Source organism: Massilia sp. UBA6681, assembly GCF_002454935.1.
In the GTDB taxonomy this organism is placed as follows: domain Bacteria; phylum Pseudomonadota; class Gammaproteobacteria; order Burkholderiales; family Burkholderiaceae_D; genus Telluria; species Telluria varians.
Window position 1 is genome coordinate 1 of the sequence record NZ_DKJX01000012.1, and the last position, 19,762, is coordinate 19,762.

Consider the following 19,762-nt stretch of genomic DNA (forward strand, 5'->3'; position numbering starts at 1 on the left):
GCGGTAACTATCACCGCGTGGGCGGGAAACCCGCCCACGCTACGAAAATCTAGAGCGCGTCAGCCTTTACGATGCGGCTTCTTGCCCGCGTCCTTCTTGAAGAACTTCTTCTTCGGCGCCGCGGCGATCGGCGCTTCCAGCCCGTCGCGCGTCATGTTCAGCTGCTGGCCGGCCACCCACACGGTCTTGAGGTGGTCGATCAGTTCCTGCGTCATGTCGTCCGGCAGGTCGATGGTGCTGTAGTCGTCGTAGATCTCGATGCGGCCCATGTACTTGGCCGGCATGTCGGCCTCGTTGGCGATGGCGCCGACGATGTTGCCCGGCTTGACGCCGTGCTGGTGGCCGACCTCGATGCGGAAGGTCGCCATGCCCGGTTCCGCTTCGCGCACCACGCGCTCCTTCTTGAATGCCGGTTCGCGCGGTTCACGCACGGGACGCGCCGGACGTGCCTGTCCAGGACGGTCTTCCCACGCAACTTGCTCGCGCGGCACGAAGTCGGCGCGCTCCGGACGCGCCTCGCGGTCCGGTTTTTCCAGCAGCAGCGGCTGGTCGCCGCGCGCCAGCTTGGCCAGGGCGGCAGCGATGTCCACCGCCGGCACGTTCTGTTCGCGCTCGTACTCTTCGATCAGCGAACGGAACACTTCCAGCCCGCCTTCGGCCAGCGTGCTGGCGATCTGCTCCTTGAATTTCGCGATGCGCACGTCGTTGACCGCCTTCACGGTCGGCAGCTGCAGCGGCGCCACCGGCTGGCGCGTGGCGCGCTCGATCGCCTTCAGCAGGCCGCGCTCGCGCGGCGTGATGAACAGGATCGCCTCGCCGCTGCGGCCGGCGCGGCCGGTACGGCCGATGCGGTGGGTATAGCTCTCCGGGTCCGAGGGTACGTCGTAGTTGACCACGTGGCTGATGCGCTCGACGTCGAGGCCGCGGGCGGCGACGTCGGTCGCCACCAGGATGTCGATCTTGCCGTTCTTGAGCTGCTCGATGGTGCGTTCGCGCGCCTGCTGGGCCATGTCGCCGTTGATGGCGACGGCGGCGAAGCCGCGTGCCTGCAGCTTGGTCGCGAGCTCTTCGGTGCCGAGCTTGGTGCGCGCGAACACGATCATGCCGTCGAAGGGTTCCGCTTCCAGGATGCGGGTCAGCGCGTCGAGCTTCTGCATGCCCGCCACCAGCCAGTAGCGCTGGGTGATGTTGGCGTTGGTGCCGGTCTTGGCGGCGACCGTGATTTCCTGCGGATCGCGCAGGTAGGTCTTGGCGATGCGCTTGATCGCCGGCGGCATGGTGGCCGAGAACAGCGTGGTCTGGCGCTCCGGCGGGGTCTGCTGCAGGATGTGCTCGACGTCGTCGATGAAGCCCATGCGCAGCATCTCGTCCGCTTCGTCCAGCACCAGCGTTTTCAGCTGGGACAGGTCGAGCGAACCCTTTTCGATGTGGTCGATCACGCGGCCCGGGGTGGCCACGACCACGTGCACGCCGCGGCGCAGGGCCGACAGCTGCGGGCCGTAGCTCTGGCCGCCGTAGATCGGCAGCACGTGGAAGCCCTTGATGTGGGCGGCGTAGCTCTGGAAGGCTTCGGCCACCTGGATCGCCAGTTCGCGCGTCGGCGCCAGCACCAGCGCCTGGGGCGTGGCCTGCTTGATGTCGATGCGCGACAGGATCGGGAGTGCGAAAGCGGCGGTCTTGCCGGTACCGGTCTGGGCCTGCCCGAGCACGTCACGGTTGGCCAGCAGCAGCGGAATGGTCGCGGCCTGGATCGGCGATGGCGTTTCGTAGCCGACGTCCTTCAGCGCCTTCAATACGGGCGCGGAGAGGTCGAGGTCGGCAAAGTTCGGGAGGGGGGTGTCAGACATGGCAAAACTTTCAAAGTTGATACTGAAGCCGCAGTTTACTCTCTCGCGCAGCGAGGGCGGGCACTATTTGGAACGGGGGTGTTTTTTTACCAAGTGGAAAAAAACGGCGGCCCCATGCGCCTTCACGCATGGGGCCGCGAATGATACAGGGTAAGCGCTACATTTTCCTGGCCGCGCACATCCTGGCAATGTAGTCGTTATGCGAGGGCATGACGTCGACGCACTTGGCGATCACTTCGCGCACGCTCTCCAGGTACTCGGCAATGTCCTGGTCCGACTGCGCGTCGGCCAGCGGGTGGTAGCCGTCGATCGGCATGTTCTGCCCTTCGAAGACCTGGATCCAGCCGACTTCCGAGAACAGCTCGTTGTCGACCCGGACCACGCGGCCGTGCGAGCGGTACATGGCCATCTTGTGGCGCAGCGTGTCCGGAATCGCCATGTTCGCGCACTCCTTCCAGTATGCCGAATCGGTGCGCTGGTTCAGGTGGTAGTGCAGGATGATGAAGTCGCGAATGCGCTCGTAGTCGAAGCGCGACTGGCGGTTGTATTCGTCGCGGTCGATCGCGCTCCAGCCGCGGTCCGGGAAGAAGTCGAGCAGGCGCTGGATGCCGGACTGGATCAGGTGGATGCTGGTCGACTCCAGGGGCTCGAGGAAGCCGCTGGCCAGGCCCAGGGCCACCACGTTGCGGTTCCACGCCAGCTTGCGCATGCCGGTCTGGAACCGGATCAGGCGCGGCTCGGCCAGCGCGCGGCCGTCCAGGTTGGCCAGCAAGGTAGCCGCGGCCTCGTCGTCGCTGATGAAGCGGCTGCAGTACACGTGGCCGTTGCCGGTGCGGTGCTGCAGCGGGATGCGCCACTGCCAGCCCGACTTGTGCGCGGTCGAACGGGTATACGGCGTGATGACGGGCGCCGATTCGCAGGGCACGGCCAGCGCGCGGTCGGCGGGCAGCCAGTGGGTCCAGTCCTCGTAGCCGGTCTGCAGGGTCTGTTCGATCAGCAGGCCGCGGAAGCCCGAGCAGTCGATGAACAGCTCGCCCTCCACGCGGGTGCCGTTTTCCAGCTCGACCGCGTCGACGTGGCCGTCCGGCTCGCGCAGCGTCGCGCGCGTGATCTTGCCTTCGATGCGCACCACGCCGCGCGACTCCGCCAGCTTGCGCAGGAATTTCGCGTACAGGCTGGCGTCGAAGTGGTAGGCGTAGCCGATGTCGCGCAGCGGCGAATTCGGGACGTCGAAGCGCGGCGGCATGAACTTGTTGGCTTTCGACGCCATCCGCGTGATCGAGTATTCCTCGAGCGGCGCGGCCTTGCCCGCGCGGCGCATCTTGTTCCAGTACTGGTCGAAGGGCAGCGTGGCCAGGTCCTGGCCGAGGCGTCCGAAGCCGTGCATGTAGCGGTCGCCGAGCTTGCCCCAGTTGACGAACTCGATCCCGAGCTTGAAGCTGCCCTGGGTCTCGCGCATGAATTCGTTCTCGTCGATGCCGAGCACGCGGTTGAAGCGCTGGATCATCGGGATGGTCGCTTCGCCGACGCCGACAATGCCGATCTCGTCCGATTCGACGAGGCGGATGTTGTAGCGGCCGTTGAGGACGGTGGACAGCGCGGCCGCGGTCATCCAGCCGGCGGTGCCGCCGCCGACGATGACGATGTCCTTGATTGGTTCTGTACTCATATGCAATGCCCGGTGGGTCTGACGAACAACGACCCCTGGCGGGCGGATGCCCGGCAGGGGTCGTTACTTTACCTCAGTTCAGCTCAGCTTAGAACTTGTAGCTGGCGCCGAAGTGGTAGGTACGGCCGTAGTCGACGCGGTTGGTCGGGTTGTTCTCGTCGTCGGTGAACTCCAGGAACGGTGCGTTGTTCCAGTTCTGCGCCTGGGCGAACAGGCTCACGCCCTTCAGCCAGCCGCTCTGGATTTCATACGACGCCTGCAGGTCGACCACGGTCTCGCCCTTGATGAAGGTCAGCTGCGCATTGTCCTGGTAGTCCGACACCTGGCCCAGGAAGCTCGAACGCTTGCGCGCCGCGGCAGCGATCTGGAAGCCGTTCTTCTCGTAGTACAGGCGCAGGTTGCTGACCTTGCGCGACAGGCCCGGCAGCGGGATGCTGATCGCGCTGCCCGTCACGTTGGCGAAGCCTTCGCGCGGCAGGTCGATGCTGCTCTTGGTATCCGAGTGGTTCAGCATCACGCCGAAGCCGTCCAGGTACTGGCTCGCCATCGAGAACGGCAGGTTGATCGCCAGCTCGTAACCGTACAGGTTGCCGCCATCGCCGTTCATCGGCTGGGTGAAGCGGCCGATGGTCCCGCCGCCCGGCGGCAGGGTGGTTTCAGGCGAAATGGTCTGCGCGAAGTCGTAGTCGCGCGCCATGCGGAAGATGTAGGTGTCGAGCTTCTTGTAGAAGACGGCAGCGCTGACATAACCCTTGTTGCCGAAGTACTTTTCGTACGACAGGTCGAAGGCCTTGGCGCGGAACGGCTTGAGCTGCGGGTTGCCGCCGCTGCTGGTCAGGACCGACACGCCCTGCTGGTTGCTGAGCGTGACGTTCTGGCCGGCGCGCAGGTCGTCCAGGTTGGCGCGCGAAACGACCTTGGCCAGGCCGACGCGGACCTTCTGGTCGCTCGCGAGGTCGAAGGACAGGTTCAGGCTAGGCAGGAAGTCCCAGTAGGTGGAGCTGTCGGTGACGCGCATGCCCGGGCAGGACGTCGGGGTATTGCCCTTGCAACGGCCGCTGTCGACCTGGTAGCCGCCACCGGTCTGGTCCGAGTAGATCGCCTGGATGCCGGCGTTACCGCGGTACGGCAGGCCGAACAGCTCACCTTCCAGGTCGCCCATGGCGTAGCCGGTCCAGATGCGTTCCTTGACGTCCCACCACTTGTTCAGGATGTCGGCGTCGACCTTCGGTGCCAGTTCGTAGACCGTGCCCAGCGAACCGCGCGGATCCCACGACACCACGTTGAAGCCCGAGGCGCCGGCTTGCGCCACTGCGCTGCCCGGCACGTCGGCGGCGCCGTTCGGGTTGCCGCCGATGATCATCAGGCGGCCGTCCTGGCCGGTACGCTCCTTGTCGCGCATGGTGAGGTTGAAGCCGTAGGTGGTGCCGACCACAGGACCCCACTCGACCGCCTTCTTGGCGGACAGGCGCAGCGCCTTGACTTCGTCCTCGACGTACGGCTGGCCGAGGTAGCCGGCCTGCGGCGAGGCCGCGCCGCCCGACCAGCCCATGGTGTCGGTCAGCTTGACCGCGCCACGGTCGGCGTAGTTCAGGCCCGGGGTGTACTTCACTTCGGTGACGTTGGCGCCGTTGAAGCCGGTGTAGCGCAGCGAATCCTGCTGGCCCGGCAGGGTGCCGGCGGTGGTCTCGTAGCGCGAACCCAGTTTGGTGGCCTTCGACCAGGTCAGGTCGGCCATCGTGGTCCACTCGCCGAGTTTCAGCTCGTTGTTCCAGCCGATGGTCTTCAGGTCGTCTTCCGCGCCTTCGTAGTGGTTACGCACCACGCCCTTCCAGTTGGTGATGGTGCCGCTGGTGGCGACGCCATTGGCCACGGTAGCCTGGCTCAGCACGTGCGGCAGCTCGTAGGCGCCGCCGGCATTGCCGGCCACGCCGGCTTCGAAACCGGTCTTCTTCAGGCCGGTCTCGCCTGCCGAGTAGAACACGTCGACGGTCGACTTGAAGTTCTTGTTCGGACGGTACTGCAGCGAGGCGAAGGCGCCGTCGCGGTTGTGCATGTTCTGCTCGGTGTCGTAGCCGAAGCCGTTCGGGACCTTGACGGTGGCGCCGTTGTAGGTCATGTCGGCGGTGCCCCAGGAGTTGAACTTCGACTGGCCGCCGCCCATTTCCTCGTAGCGGGTGAAGCCCACTGCCACGCCGATGGTGCGGTTCGCGAACTGGTCGATGTACGACAGGGTCGCGCGCTTGCCGTCGCCTTCCGGCAGGCCGTCGCGCTGTTTCACGCCGAGGCGGCTCTTCTTGTAGCTGACGGCGACGGTGCGCTTGCCGAAGTCCAGCGGCTGCACGGTGCGCAGGTCGATGGTCGAAGCCAGGCCCTGGCCGACGACGCTGGCGTCCGGGGTCTTGTAGATGACGATGGAACCCATCAGTTCGGCCGGGAACAGGTCGAACTCAGGCGAACGGGCATTGCCGGTCGAGGCCATTTCGCGGCCGTTCAGCAGGGTGCCGTTGAAGCTCGGCGACAGGCCGCGCACCGAGATGTCCGATGCCTTGCCCGAGCTGCGGCCGCGCTGGGCCGACACGCCCGGCAGGCGCGCGATCGATTCGGCGACGCTCTGGTCCGGCAGCTTGCCGATGTCTTCGGCCGAAACGGCTTCGACGATCGAGGTGGAATTCTTCTTGATCGAAATCGCCGCTTCGATACCGCGGCGGATACCGGTCACCTGCACGGTGGCGACGCCCGGCTGGACGTTCGCGGTGGCGCCGGCAGGCGTCGGCTCGGCGGCGGTGGCTGCCTGCTCGGCCGAATTCGGCTGGGTGGCAACGCTCGAGGTGGCGCTGGTGGTCGTGGTGGTGTTGTCCTGCGCGGTCGATTGCGCGTAGGCGCTGCCCGCGAAGACGGACAGGAAGACTGCGCAGCCGGCGGCAACCGGGCTCAGCTGGAATGCAAGGCGGGCCGGCTCACCAGCGCGCTTGGTTGCGAAGATATTCATTTGTCCCCTCAATAAAGACACAATAATTTTTTCCCGAAACTACAGCGCGACAGGCAGCTGCACGCCAGCCTCAAGCAAACGTTTTTGGACGTTCTGCCAAGGATTCTGTATTAAAACTAGATGCACTGTCAACGGGAGTTGCTTGTTACTACGATAATGGCATGTTTTTCAGAAAATCGGCAGCACAGCACGTCTTTTTCGTTGTATTTGGGCTACAAGAGTGCATATAAGCTGCTGTAGTCGGACTACAAATGCACTTTTAGGCGGCATCCGGTGTGAAAGATGCACCATGTCGGTGCGTACCTGCAGGCTGCAGGGTGGTAGAGGACCAAGAAAATTCCCCAAGGAAAAATTTTTCGCATAAGCGAATCTGTACTTTGACTAGATTCTGAACAGGCAATGTATTTGTACCACGTAGTCGCTTCATAGTATTCTCGCCGCAACACAACCAAGCGCGGCAACACTCTTTCCTCCTGATTCAGCGGCAAACTGTAGTCTGACTACGCAAGGTGTATTCAAGCTGCATACAGGTGGCGTAGAGAAGCCCAAGACACCCATGAAACTTTTCTTCGCTACTTTGCTGGTCGGCAGCGCCGCCCTGAGCCCCTTCGCCGCCCAGGCCCAGTCCCCCGCGATCTCCCACATGGAGCCGCCGTTCTGGTGGGCCGGCATGCAGCACAAGGGATTGCAGCTGATGGTGCATGGCGAGCGCATCGCCGACCTGGAGCCTTCCCTCGCCTATCCGGGCGTGCGCATCGCCTCGGTGACCCGGGTACCGAGCAGGAACTACCTGTTCATCGACCTCGAGATCGGCCAGGACGCGCGGCCGGGCAAGTTCGACATCGTGTTCAAGGGCGCGGGCCGCCAGGCCGCCTATGCCTACCAGCTGCTGGCGCGCGAGCCCGGCTCGGCGCAGCGCCAGGGCTTCACTAGCCGCGACACGATCTACCAGGTGATGCCGGACCGCTTCGCCAACGGCAAGCCGGGCAACGACAGTACCCCGAACACGCTGGAGAAGGCGAACCGCGCGAACGGCTCGGGGCGCCATGGCGGCGACATCCAGGGCATCATCGACCGCCTCGACTATATCCAGGGGATGGGCTTCACCCAGCTGTGGCCGACGCCGCTGGTCGAGAACGACATGCCGGCCTACTCCTACCATGGCTACGCCGCCACCGACCATTACCGCATCGATCCGCGCTATGGCAGCAACGAGGACTTCCGCCGCCTGTCGAACGAGGCGAAGAAGCGCGGCATCGGCCTGATCCAGGACGTGGTGCTGTCGCACATCGGCAGCTCGCACTGGTGGATGAAGGACCTGCCGACCCCGGACTGGGTCAACTACGGCGGCAAGTTCGTCCCGACCCAGCACCACCGCGTCGCCGTGCAGGACCCGTACGCCTCGAAGGAAGACGCCGACAACTTCACGCGCGGCTGGTTCGTCGAAAGCATGCCCGACCTGAACCAGTCGAACCCGCTGGTGGCGAACTACCTCATCCAGAACAACATCTGGTGGATCGAGTACGCAGGCCTCTCGGGGCTGCGGATCGACACCTTCGGCTATTCGGACGGCGCCTTCCTGAGCGAATACACGCGGCGCCTGATGGCGGAGTACCCCAAGTTGAACTTGGTCGGCGAAGAATGGAGCAAGCTGGTACCGGTGGTGGCGCGCTGGCAGCGCGGCAAGGACAACTTCGACGGCTATTCGGCCTCCACCCCGAGCCTGATGGACTTCCCGCTGGCCGAAGCCATGCGCACGGCACTCAGCGACAACAAGGGCGGCAACGTCTTCACCGACGTCTATGAAACGCTTTCGCTCGACTACCTGTACCCGGAACCGGGCAACCTGGTGCTGTTCGAGGCGAACCACGACGTCTCGCGCATCTGGAGCGTGGTGGGCGAAGACTTCGACCGCTACCGGATGATGATGGTGTTCCTGATGACGATGCCGCGCATCCCGCAGCTCTACACGGGCGACGAGATCCTGATGACCAGCGCCACCAGGGAACGCGACGACGCCAGCTACCGGCGCGACTTCCCAGGCGGCTGGGCCGGCGACCGGATCGATGCCTTCACCGGCAAGGGCCTCACCGCGCAGCAGCGCGCTGCCCAGGAGCTGGTGCGCAAGCTGGCCAATTGGCGCAAGGGCCAGTCCGTCATCCACCACGGCAAGCTGATGCACTACGGTCCGCGTGACAATACCTATGTCTACTTCCGCTACGACGGCGATAAGAAAGTCCTGGTCGCCTTCAACAACAACCCGAAGGAGATGGTGCTCGACACCTACCGCTTCCGCGAGATGCTGGCCGGCGTGGCGGGCGGCGTCGACGTCCTGAGCGGCAAGCGTTTCGAACTGGGCAAGGAGCTGCGCCTGCCGGCGAAGGCAAGCCTGATCCTCGAACTGGAGGCGGCACGATGAAGCGCAGCCTGCTGGCCACCGCCGCCCTCCTGGCCTGCCTGGGCGCGAGCGCACAGGACAAGGAACTGTATATCCGCGGCGCCTTCAACGGCTGGGGTACCGACAACGCCCTCGCCCACAAGGGCCAGGGCGTCTACGAAGCCGACATCCTGGTCAGTCCCGGCAACCATGCCTTCAAGGTGGGCAGCCGCGACTGGAGCGACGAGTGGGTGCTTGACGCCAACCAGAGCGTGACGGTGGCGCCGGGCACACCCTACCGGCTGGACACCCAGGCCGGTCCGGAAGACTATTTGTTCGTGCGCCAGACCGGCACCTATCGCTTCACGGTCGACACCTCCAACCCGGCCGCGCCGAGCTTGCGCGTGCTGCGCCTGGAGACGCCGCAGGCGGCCAGCGCACCGGATCCGCACGCCGGTCGCGAGGCTGTCGCGACGCTCGACTTCCCGACCTGGGACGGCAAGCAGGAAACTGCGCGCTTTTCCTCGCCCGACCCGGGCGCCGAGCTGCGGCGCTATGCCCACTCCACCACTCTGAGCCTGCGCGACCCGGGGCCGCAGCACAGCGAATACGCGGAGCAGCCCGGCCTGCCGCGCATCCGCACCGGCAACCTGGCCTTCGATGCCCTGTTCGCGCTGGCCGGTTCCGAGATGCGCCTGGACGCGGTCAGCCAGATCCGCGACGGCAACTACAACGGCGGCGCCGCCATTGCCTGCGAGTGCTTCGCGACCGGCGAGAAGTGGCACTACGTGTGGACGCGCGACCTGTCGTATGCGGCCGACCTGGGCCTGGCCCTGCTGGACCCTCAGCGGGTGCGCAACTCGCTCGAATTCAAGCTGTCCGGCTGGCGCAAGGGCGTGCCGATCGCGCCGCAGGTTGCCGGCAAGGGTTACGCAACTGAGGACGGCCTGCAGATCGTGCAGGACACCGGCAGCGGCGGCAGCTGGCCGGTCAGCACCGACCGCGTCACCTGGGCCTTCGCGGCCGAGGAAACCCTGCGCGCCCTGCCCGCCGCCGAGCGCGCCCCGTTCGCGCGGCGCGCGCTGCAGGCGCTCTCCAACACGATCGAGAACGACCGCATCGCCGCGTTCGACGCGAAGACCGGCCTGTACCTGGGCGAACAGTCCTTCCTCGACTGGCGCGACCAGAGCTACGCCGCGTGGGTCCCGAACGAGCTGGCCTTCATGTCGACCTCGAAGTCGCTGTCGACCAACGTCGGCCATTATCAGGCCCTGAAGCTGGCATCGACCCTGGCGCGCGAGCAAGGCGACCAGCCCAGGGCGGAGCGCTACGCGAAGTGGGCCGAGGCGCTGATCCGCGCCATCAACACGCAGCTCTGGCTGGACGATGCCGGCATGTACAGCAGCCTGACGGCCGGCCACCTCGACGGTGCGCCGATGCACAAGTTCGATTGGCTCGGCCAGTCGCTCGCCATCATCAGCGGCGTCGCCAGCGAGGAGCGCGCGCGCTCGATCCTGGCGCGCTACCCGCACGGACCGATGGGCGCGCCGGTCATCTGGCCGCAGCAGCCGGGCATGCCGGTCTATCACAACCGGGCGCTGTGGCCTTTCGTCACGGGCTATGGGCTGCGGGCGGCCACCCACGCGAAGAACGTGGCGGTGGCCGATGCGGCCTACGACTCGCTGATGCGCGGCGCGGCGCTCAACATGTCGAACATGGAGAACCTCGAGTGGCTGTCCGGCCAGCCGCTGCTGCTCGACGAACGCAAGCCGAACCTGATCGGGCCGGTGATCAACTCAAGGCGCCAGCTGTGGTCCGTGGGAGCCTATCTGGGCATGGTGGTGGGCGAAGTGTTCGGGGTATCGCTCCAGGACGATGCCTTGGCCTTGCGCCCCTTCGTCACCGCCAAGCTGCGCCGCGAGATGTTCGCGGCATCGAACGAGATCGCCCTGCACGATCTGCGCCTGCACGGCAAGCGCGTCGACGTACGCCTGCGGCTGCCGGCGGCAAGCCGCGAAGACGGCTACTACCTGGTCGAACAGGTCCTGGTGAATGGCCAGGCAAGCGGCGACCGGATTCCCCTTGCGCGGCTCCAGGACCGGAACCAGGTCGAGATCGTGCTCGGCCGGCTGACGCCCGGACGGCAGGACATCCGCCGCGTGAAGGACGATCCGTACGCCGACGGCGGCGCCACCTTCGGTCCGCGCGAGCCGGCGATCACGGCATTGAAGCGCGACGCCAAGGGCGTGACGCTGCAGATCGCGGTCCCCCCGGGGGAACAGGGCGTGAGCTACAGCGTGTACCGCGACGGCAAGCGCGTGGCCGAGGGCCTGCCCGCGGGCAGCTGGCTGGATCGATCCGCGAGCGCCTTCGGCTGCTATGCGGTGGAGGCACGCTCCACCGCCAGCGGCAACCGCAGCCACCACAGCGCCCCGCGCTGCGTCGACGCGGGCATCGAGGTCGCCGTCACCGATCCGCGCACCGTCTCCAACCTTAAACTCGCTGCGCCGAACGCGCGCTTCCCGGCTCCCCGCCTGGAAGCCTGGGGCCAGCCCGGCGACCGCTTCGCCGTCGAACGCATCGCCATTCCGGCCGCCGGCAACTACCAGGTACAAGTGCGTTACCACAATGCCGCCAACCAGGTGAACCTGGGGATCAGCGGCGGCGTGAAGTGGCTGGCCGTGAAGGACGGACGCGGCCGGATCGTGGCGCAGGGCGTGGTGCAGCTGCCGCATGCGCCGCTGGCGAAGGCGGATACGCCGACGGTGTATTCGACGCCGCTGGCTGCGCGCCTGGGGCGCGGCAGCTACCGCGTCGAGATGAGCGACTTCTACAATATGAGCTATCTCGACAGCAACAGCAGCTTCAGCGCGGCGGGTGGCCTCACGGGACCGTCGAACCGCTTCGATATCTATGGGGTCCGCCTGTTACGCGTGAACTAGGCGGCTTCGGCCTCGCCGGGGGCCGGCCGCGCTTCCTTGCGCGACGGTCCCTGCGTCATCAGGAGCAGCCGCCCTTCCAGCACGCGGAACTCGAGCGGCATCGCCATCGTCTCCACCTCGCCGTCGGCCGCGACCTTCATGCGCTTGCGGCCGTAGACCGAGGGCGTGCGCACCAGCAGGCGCTTGAAGGCGAAGGCTTCGACTTCGTCGTCGTCGCCCAGGCGCCCCAGCATGCCGCGCACCAGCAGGCGCAGCAGGCCCAGCTTGCCCATGGGCCTGGGGGCGATGCCGACCAGTTGCCCGTCCTCCACTGCCTCGATCAGGCCATCGCGCATCCCGACCTGCTCCAGCTGCAGGCGATTGTTCCCTACGAACAAGGTCGTGGTACGGAGGCGCCGTTCCTTGCCGTCGAGCTCGAGCGTGATGCGCAGGTGGCGGTGCGGACGCAGCGCGATCTTGATGGCCGAGAAGAAGGCGACGACGCGGCTGCGCCCGTACTGGCGCTTGTCGTGCTCGCGCTCCTCGAGCAGTTTCGGGTACAGGCCGACGCTGGCGTTGACGAGGAAAATCTTGTTGTTGAGCAGGCCCACCTGCACCGGCTGCAGCTTCGCGCGCAGCAGCGCGTACACGGCTTCGGCCAGGTCTTCCGGAATGCCATGGGTGCGGCCGAAATAGTTGAATGTTCCTTGAGGCAAGACGCCGAAGGGGCAGCCCGCCAGCACGGCCTGATGCGCCACCGTGTTGATAGTGCCGTCGCCGCCTGCCGCCACCAGGATGCCGCCTTCGGCCGTGGCGCGCGCCGCCATGCTGTGCGCCTTGGCCGTCAGTTCGGCCGGATCGTCGACCAGTTCCAGGGTGCAGCTGCGTCCGGCGGAAGCCAGCACGCTTTCGATGGTCGAGCGCCGCAGGTCGGTCTCGGAATGACCGGATCCGGCGTTGAGGACGATGAAAAACGGCGCATCGGGACGTGGCTCGGTGATCGGCATCGGTGCTTCGCTTGATCGGTTGGTGGACGGATGTGCAGGCAATCCTACCACCACCGCCCTGCCGCACAAGGTGCGCTAGCGCGCCTACGGAAGATCCATGCCGTACAGGTTCAGTTCAGGCTCACCCGCCACCACGACCCGCGTTCCCTGGAAGCACATTCCCAGCCTGAGCAGCAGCGCGATCGAGGCCGCATTGCCGGGTGTGGTGATGGCCACCAGCCGCGGGATGCCGAGCGCGCGTGCGTGCGCGACCACGGCCCGGGCGGCTTCGAAGGCATAGCCCTGGCCGCGGTGGCGCGGCAGGAAGGCGTAGCCGAGGTCGACGTCTTCCAGCGCGTCGCGCTTGATCAGGCCGGACAGGCCGACCGGCACGGCCGCGCCCTGCGCGAGCAGCTCGACCATGTACATGGAATGGCCGCGCGCGCGCTGCATCGCCACCGGCCCGTCCTCGATCGACTTCGCCGCGGCCTCGAGGGTGCGCACGCCGCGGTCGCCGATATGCTCGATGAAGACGGGGTCGTTGAACAGTTCCAGGAACACGGCGGCATCGCCCGGCTCCGCCAGGCGCAGGCGCAGGCGTTCGGTGCGCAGGACCTCCAGAGGATGGCGGGTCACGCGTCCACCGTCGGCCAGTGGTCCGGGTCCTGCAGCAGCTGGTACATGACGTAGGCGTCCACGTAGCCGAGGCGCTTGTGGCGGTAGGCCTTGGGCAGGGTGCCGACGATCGAGAAACCGAGCTTCTTCCACAGCCGGATGGCGGCGGTATTGGTGCTCACGACGTAGTTGAACTGCATGGCGAGGTAGCCCAGGCGGCGCGCTTCAAGCAGGCTATGCTCGCCGAGCATGCGACCGACGCCGGCCCCCTGCGCCGAGGGACTGACCATGTAGGACGCATTGGCCACGTGGTGGCCGCGCCCGACCTGGTTCGGCACCAGGCGGTACATGCCGAGCACGCGCGCGCCGCTGGTCGCGACAAAAGCCGTCACCTCGGGGCCGAGCCAGTAGGCATGGCCGTCCTCGCGCGAGGTAGCGGTGGTAAAGGGATAGGTTTCGCCGGCCGCGACGTGAGAGCAGAAGATGCTCCACATCGCATCGAAATCGTGCTCGCCGGCGGGGCGGATCTGGATGTCTTTCACGGCTGTCGGGAACAGGTACCGAACTCGAAAGCGACCTATTCTAGCCGCAAATTGTCATCGATTACACGAATCGTGCGCAGCTTTTTGAGCGATCATTTGGCAGCCTGTGGCAGCATCCGGAAATCGGTGGCGGCGGGCCGTCCGGGCAGGTGCAGGCTCACCCGGGCCGATGGCGCCTCGGCCACCACTGCGCCGCGCCGCAGCACCAGCTTGCGCGCCGCGCGCAGGCGGATCGCTTCGATCGTGGAGCCGGCGTCCAGCAGCACCAGGTCGGCCCAGCAGCCCGGCGCCAGCCCGTAGCCCTCCAGGCCGAGGATGCGCGCCGGGGTCTCGGTCACCGCCAGGAAGCACTGGTGCATCGCCTCCACCCCGGTCATCTGCGCCACGTGCAGCCCCATGTGCGCCACTTCCAGCATGTCGCCGGAACCCATGCCGTACCAGGGGTCGAGCACGCAGTCGTGGCCGAAGGCGACGTCGACACCGGCCGCCAGCAGTTCCGGCACCCGGGTCATGCCGCGCCGCTTCGGGTAGGTGTCGTGGCGTCCCTGCAGGGTGATGTTGATGAGCGGGTTGGCGATCGCCGCGACGCCGCTTTCCGCGATCAGGGGCAGCAGCTTGCTCACATAATAGTTGTCCATCGAGTGCATCGAGGTCAGGTGCGATCCGGCCACCAGGCCCTGCATGCCGAGGCGCCGGGTTTCGGCCGCCAGGGTCTCGATGTGGCGCGACATCGGGTCGTCGGTCTCGTCGCAGTGCATGTCCACGCGCCGGTCCTGCCTGGCTGCGAACTCGCACAGCAGGCGGATCGATTCCGCTCCGTCGGCCATGGTGCGCTCGAAGTGCGGGATACCGCCGACCACGTCGACGCCCATCGCGATCGCGCGTTTCAGGTTGTCGAAGGCCCCCGGGCTGCGCAGCAGGCCGTCCTGGGGGAAGGCGACCAGCTGCAGGTCGAGGTAGGGCGCCACCTGCTTCTTCACCTCCAGCAGCGCCTCGACCGCCAGCAGGCGGTCGTCGCAGACGTCGACGTGGGTGCGGATCGCCAGCAGGCCGCGCGCCACCGCCCAGTCGCAATAGCGCAAGGCCCGCTCGACGATCGCCTCCTGCGCCAGCTGGGGTTTCAGCTCTCCCCACAGGCGGATCCCTTCCAGCAGGGTGCCGCTGCGGTTCACCCGCGGCATGCCGTAACTGAGGGTCGAATCCATGTGGAAGTGCGCATCCACGAAGGGCGGGCTGACCAGGTCGCCGCCAGCGTCGATCTCGCGCGCGCCCTGCGCTCCCAGGCGCTTTTCCACGGCCACGATGCGTTCGCCGTTGATGCCGATGTCGATGCCGTGGCTGCCGTCCGGCAGGGTGGCGTTGCGAATCACGAGATCCATGCGCTCCTCCTTTTGTCCCTCCGATTGTAACGATTTCCTGGAAGACTGGACGGTCAAGCAAAATCCGCAAGACCTGATAATGCTGCAGCGCAAGATTTCTATAACTAAAGAACAAAATAAGTGGTTTGCAACACCGGCCATTCATGGCTACACTAGTTATATTGCAGTGCGCCATAAAATGACTGACAAGGAAATCTCATGACTTCAATCAGCGACCAGTTTTCCGCAGTACGCAAGGCCCAGTTCGACGCGCAGTTCGATTTTTTCAATGCCATCGCCAGCCAGACGCTCGAGAGCGCCAGCCGCGTGGCCGCCCTCAATATGGCGGTCTCGCGTGACGCCGTCCAGCGTTCGCTCGGCGCTTCCTTCGCACTGCTAAACTCGCGCGATCCGCGTGACGTGCTCAGCCTTGGCGGCCAGGCCGAGGAAGGGTTCCGCAGCCTGTTCTCGTATGGCCGCGAGCTGCTCGGCATCGCCGCCGGCGTGCGCCCGTATGCCGTGCGTCCGCAGGGCTTGTCGGCGCCACAGGCCATCGAGACCGTGGAAGTGGTCGAGCGCGGCGTCGCCGAGGTCCAGTCCGCATCGGCCGCCACCGTCGAAACCGTCGTCGAGGCTGCCGTAGAAGCTGCCCCTGCCGTGGAAGCCGCGCATCCGGTGGCGGCCTTCGCTCCCGTGAGCGAACCGGTCGTGGTGGCCGAGCCGGCAGCCGCGCCCGAGGCAGCCACGGACGCGCTGGCCGCCGAGCCGGTCCCGGTCGCCGAACCGAAAGCCATCGCCAAGGCGGTCGGCAAGGGCGCCGCGCGCGCGGCCGCCGTCCCCCACCCTGCCGCAGCGCCAGTGGCCGAGCTTGCCACCGACGAAGGCGCCGAGGCACCGAAGCTCGTCCCCGCGCCGGCGGTGTCCAAGCGCAAGAAATAAACTTGCGGCACGGACGCGGCTGCGCCCGATTGGCAAAGCGACTACACTAGCGGGCTTCGGCCCGCTAGTCGTTTTTATGCGCCTGCATAGCGCGGGCTGCACCAATCTCAAGGAACAACATGAGTCTCGCAAGGCTGATCGGCGGTTTCGTCCGCCGTCATTGGCATGCCTATGTCTCGTCGGCCTTCATGCTGGCCGGCGTCGCCATCTGCACGGTTTTGATTCCGCGCAAGGTCGGCGCCCTGGTCGACGGCCTGGCGGCGCAGAGCCTGGACCAGGACGCGCTGCTGCTCGGGCTGGCCCAGCTGCTCGGCCTGGGTGTGGCCATCTATGTGCTGCGGGTCGGCTGGCGCATCCGCCTGTATTCGGCCGCCTACAACCTCGGCGTCGAGCTGCGCACGCGCCTGTACGCGCGCCTGGCCGCGCAGGGCCCGGGCTTCTACCAGCGCCAGCGCACCGGCGACCTGATGGCGCTCGCCACCAACGACATCGACGCCATCGAGATGGCGGCCGGCGAGGCGATGCTGGCCGGCTTCGACGGCACCCTGACCCTGGTCATGGTGCTGGGCATCATGACGCTCGGGGTCGACGCGCGCCTGGCGGCCGTCGCCCTGCTGCCCTTCCCGCTGATGGCCTTCGCGTTCTGGCGCATCTCGCGCCAGGTGCATACGGCGGAAGCCGATGCGCTCAAGCGCTTCTCGGCGCTCAACGACCACGTGCAGGAATCGCTGTCGGGCGTGCGCACCCTGCGCGCCCTCGGCCTGGAAGCGCGCAGCGCCACCCAGTTCAGCGAACTGGCGGGCAAGGCGGCCGACGCCAGCCTGAATGCCCAGCGCTGGGAAGCGGCCTACGAACCGGCGGTCGGCCTGACCCTGACCGCGGCCACCGGCCTGACCCTGGGCCTGGGCGGCTACCTGGTCTGGAACGGCGAGCTGACCGTGGGCGCGCTCACCAGCTTCTCGATGTACCTGGGCCAGCTGATCTGGCCGATGTTCGCGGCCGGCTGGGTGCTGTCGCTGATCGAGCGCGGACGTGCCGGCCTGGCGCGCCTGCAGCCGCTGCTCGACGCCCCGCTCACGGTCGAAGACAGCGGCAGCTTCGAACAGGTGGGCCGCGGCCCCTTGGTACTCGAGGGTGTCGGCTTCGCCTACGGCGACGCCGGGCGCCCTGCCCTCGACGGCGTGTCGGTGCGGGTGGAGCCGGGCCAGATCCTCGGCCTGGTGGGTCCGACCGGCGCCGGCAAGTCGACCCTGCTGCGGGTGCTGCTGCGCCAGGCCACGCCGCAGCGCGGCAGCGTCACCTGGGCCGGCCACGCGCTCGAGGACTACCGGCTGGACGCCCTGCGTGCGGCGATGAGCTGGGTGCCGCAGGAATCCTTCTTGTTCTCGGCCACGATTGCCGAGAACATCGCGCTGGCCCGCCCCGGTGCCTCGCGCGCCGAGATCGAGGAAGCGGCCAAGATGGCCTCGATCCACGACGACATCCTGCGCTTCCCCTACGGCTACGATACGCCGGTGGGCGAGAAAGGCATCACCTTGTCCGGCGGACAGCGCCAGCGCGTGGCGATTGCGCGCGCCCTGCTGGCCGACAGTGCGCTGCTGCTGCTCGACGACGCCCTGTCGGCGGTGGACACCGGCACCGAGACCCGCATCCTGGAACACCTGGACGAGCTGCGCGCGGCCAGGCCCGAACGCGCCGCCATCATCGCCAGCCACCGGCTCTCGGCGGTCGCCGGGGCCGACTACATCGTGGTGCTGCGCGAAGGCCGCGTCACGGAGTCCGGCACCCACGACGAACTGCTGCTCCTGAACGGCTGGTATGCCAGCCAGTGGCGCTATCAACAACTGGAGGCCAGCATCGATGCAGAGTGATACCAACCAGGTCCCGATGCGCGCGCAGACCGCGCAGGCCGCCGGCCTGCTGCGCCGCGCCGCCGCCCCCGACCGCCGCCACCTGTACTGGGCCACGTTCTGGCTGGTCATCGCCGCCGCCCTCGAAGTGCTCGGCCCGCTGCTCGGCAAGGCGCTGATCGACGACCACCTCCTGACCCGCAACCTGGACTGGACCCGCATGTCGCTGCTGCTCGGCGGCCTGGTGGTTACCGGCTGGGCCTCGTCCTGGATCCGCTACCTGCAGCTGATCCGCCTGTCGGGCCTGGCGATGCGCTCGGTGCGGCGCCTGCGCGAATGGGTCTACGGCCACGTGCTGCGCCTGCCGATGGCCTTTTTTGATCGCGCCATCACCGGCCAGCTGGTGAGCCGCGTGACCAACGACACCGAGGCGGTCAAGACCCTGTACATCCAGGTGCTGTTCGTGATGCTCGATTCGAGCATCGTGCTGGTCGGCACCATGATCGCCATGGCCTGGCTCGACTGGCGCCTGATGCTGGTGGTGCTGGCCCTGGTGCCGGCGGTGGTCGGCATCGTCTGGCTCTACCAGCGCCTGTCGGCGCCGGCCGTCACGCGCGCCCGCGCCCTGCGCAGCGACATCAACGGCCAGATGGCGGAATCGATCGGCGGCATGAGCGTCCTGCAGGCCAGCAATGCCCAAGGGCGCTTCGGCGAGCGCTTCCTGCACACCAACCGCTCGCACCGCAAGGCGCGCCTGGCCGAACTGAAGGCCAACGCCTTCCTGCTGCGCCCGGCCCTCGACCTGCTCAACGTGGTGCTGCTGACCATCGTGATCTACGGCTTCGGCCAGCGCCAGATGAACGCGGTGGAAGTGGGCGTGCTGTATGCCTTCATCAGCTACATCGCGCGGGTGGTCGAGCCGCTGATCCAGATCACCATGCAGTTCAGCGGCCTGCAGCAGGCGGTGGTCGCCACCGCGCGCGTCTCCACCCTGCTCGACGAGGCCGGGGCGACCGAACATGCGCAGGGACGCGTCGGCAACGAGGCGGCGTTCGATGCGAAGGCGCCTGCGGTGCGGGTGCGCGACGTCAACTTCGCCTACGTGGAAGGCCAGCGCGTGCTGCACGAACTGTCGCTCGACATCCCGCAGGGCGCCTTCTTCGGCATCGTCGGCCATACCGGCAGCGGCAAGTCGACCCTGCTCTCGCTGCTGCTGCGCTACTACACGGCGGACGAAGGCAGCATCGAGATCGGCGGCCTGCCGCTGGCCTCGATCGGCAACGAGCGCTTCCGCAACGAGGTGGGCCTGGTGCCGCAGGACCCCTTCATCCTGGCCGCCACCGCGCGCGAGAACATCGACATGGGACGCGGCCTGCCGCTCGCGCGCATCGAGCAAGCGGCGCGCGCCGCCCACGCGCACGGTTTCATCGCGGCGCTGGAGCAGGGCTACGAGACCCAGCTGGGCGAAGGCGGCTCGCGCCTGTCCTCGGGCCAGAAGCAGCTGCTGGCGATCGCGCGCGCGCTGGCGGGCGAGCCGCGCATCCTGCTGCTGGACGAGGCGACCTCGCGCATCGACAGCGCCACCGAGCAGATCGTGCAGGAAGCGCTGGAGGAACTGCGCGGCAAGGTGACCATCATCGCGATCGCGCACCGGCTGTCGACCATC

The 19,762-nt window shown here is 67.0% G+C and carries 13 protein-coding genes; 6 read left to right on the forward strand and 7 right to left on the reverse strand.

Translation table 11 applies throughout. The annotated features are described in order from the left end of the window. Window positions 1–59: 59 nt before the first annotated feature. The 3 genes from B2R83_RS01745 to B2R83_RS01755 form a co-directional block, all read right to left on the reverse strand. On the reverse strand, window positions 60–1,847 hold the full coding sequence (locus B2R83_RS01745) for a DEAD/DEAH box helicase (RefSeq protein WP_292037963.1): 1,788 nt from the start codon (window positions 1,845–1,847) through the stop codon (window positions 60–62). Between the two features lie 157 nt (window positions 1,848–2,004). Then, complete coding sequence (locus B2R83_RS01750; RefSeq protein WP_292037964.1) at window positions 2,005–3,516, reverse strand: tryptophan halogenase family protein; 1,512 nt, start codon at window positions 3,514–3,516, stop codon at window positions 2,005–2,007. An 88-nt stretch (window positions 3,517–3,604) separates the two neighbouring features. Next, window positions 3,605–6,508, reverse strand: a complete 2,904-nt coding sequence (locus tag B2R83_RS01755) for a TonB-dependent receptor (protein ID WP_292037965.1) — start codon at window positions 6,506–6,508, stop codon at window positions 3,605–3,607. Window positions 6,509–7,064: 556 nt separating this feature from the next. Between B2R83_RS01755 and B2R83_RS01760 the strand changes: the two genes are divergently transcribed. Next, window positions 7,065–8,927, forward strand: a complete 1,863-nt coding sequence (locus B2R83_RS01760; protein ID WP_292037966.1) for a glycoside hydrolase family 13 protein — start codon at window positions 7,065–7,067, stop codon at window positions 8,925–8,927. Then, entirely contained in the window at window positions 8,924–11,827 is a 2,904-nt protein-coding gene (locus tag B2R83_RS01765; RefSeq protein ID WP_292037967.1) for an esterase, read from the forward strand. The genes B2R83_RS01760 and B2R83_RS01765 overlap by 4 nt, the downstream gene beginning before the upstream one ends. Here B2R83_RS01765 and B2R83_RS01770 read toward each other — a convergent pair. From B2R83_RS01770 to B2R83_RS01785, 4 genes are all read right to left on the reverse strand, one after another. Then, the gene (locus tag B2R83_RS01770) at window positions 11,824–12,813 is read right to left on the reverse strand and encodes a diacylglycerol/lipid kinase family protein (protein WP_292037968.1); all 990 of its coding nucleotides are present in this window, start codon (window positions 12,811–12,813) and stop codon (window positions 11,824–11,826) included. The two genes, B2R83_RS01765 and B2R83_RS01770, sit on opposite strands and share 4 nt — an antisense overlap. Before the next feature lie 84 nt (window positions 12,814–12,897). Continuing rightward, a complete protein-coding gene (locus tag B2R83_RS01775) occupies window positions 12,898–13,428 on the reverse strand; it encodes a GNAT family N-acetyltransferase (RefSeq protein WP_292037969.1) in 531 nt (176 codons plus the stop codon). Beyond that, entirely contained in the window at window positions 13,425–13,949 is a 525-nt protein-coding gene (locus B2R83_RS01780; protein ID WP_292037970.1) for a GNAT family N-acetyltransferase, read from the reverse strand. The genes B2R83_RS01775 and B2R83_RS01780 overlap by 4 nt, the downstream gene beginning before the upstream one ends. A gap of 92 nt (window positions 13,950–14,041) precedes the next feature. Then, window positions 14,042–15,328, reverse strand: coding sequence for an amidohydrolase family protein (locus tag B2R83_RS01785; RefSeq protein ID WP_292037971.1), 1,287 nt, complete (start codon window positions 15,326–15,328; stop codon window positions 14,042–14,044). On the opposite strand from B2R83_RS01785, the gene B2R83_RS01790 reads away from it, so the two are divergent. From B2R83_RS01790 to B2R83_RS01805, 4 genes are all read left to right on the forward strand, one after another. Continuing rightward, the gene (locus B2R83_RS01790) at window positions 15,327–15,530 is read left to right on the forward strand and encodes a hypothetical protein (RefSeq protein WP_292037972.1); all 204 of its coding nucleotides are present in this window, start codon (window positions 15,327–15,329) and stop codon (window positions 15,528–15,530) included. The genes B2R83_RS01785 and B2R83_RS01790 overlap by 2 nt on opposite strands. Further along, window positions 15,527–16,246, forward strand: coding sequence for a phasin family protein (locus tag B2R83_RS01795; RefSeq protein ID WP_292037973.1), 720 nt, complete (start codon window positions 15,527–15,529; stop codon window positions 16,244–16,246). Before B2R83_RS01790 ends, B2R83_RS01795 begins: the two co-directional genes overlap by 4 nt. A gap of 119 nt (window positions 16,247–16,365) precedes the next feature. Then, entirely contained in the window at window positions 16,366–18,117 is a 1,752-nt protein-coding gene (locus B2R83_RS01800; RefSeq protein ID WP_292037974.1) for an ABC transporter ATP-binding protein, read from the forward strand. Then, the coding region (locus tag B2R83_RS01805) for an ABC transporter ATP-binding protein (protein ID WP_292037975.1) at window positions 18,107–19,762 on the forward strand (1,656 nt) is incomplete at its 3' end. The genes B2R83_RS01800 and B2R83_RS01805, both read left to right, overlap by 11 nt.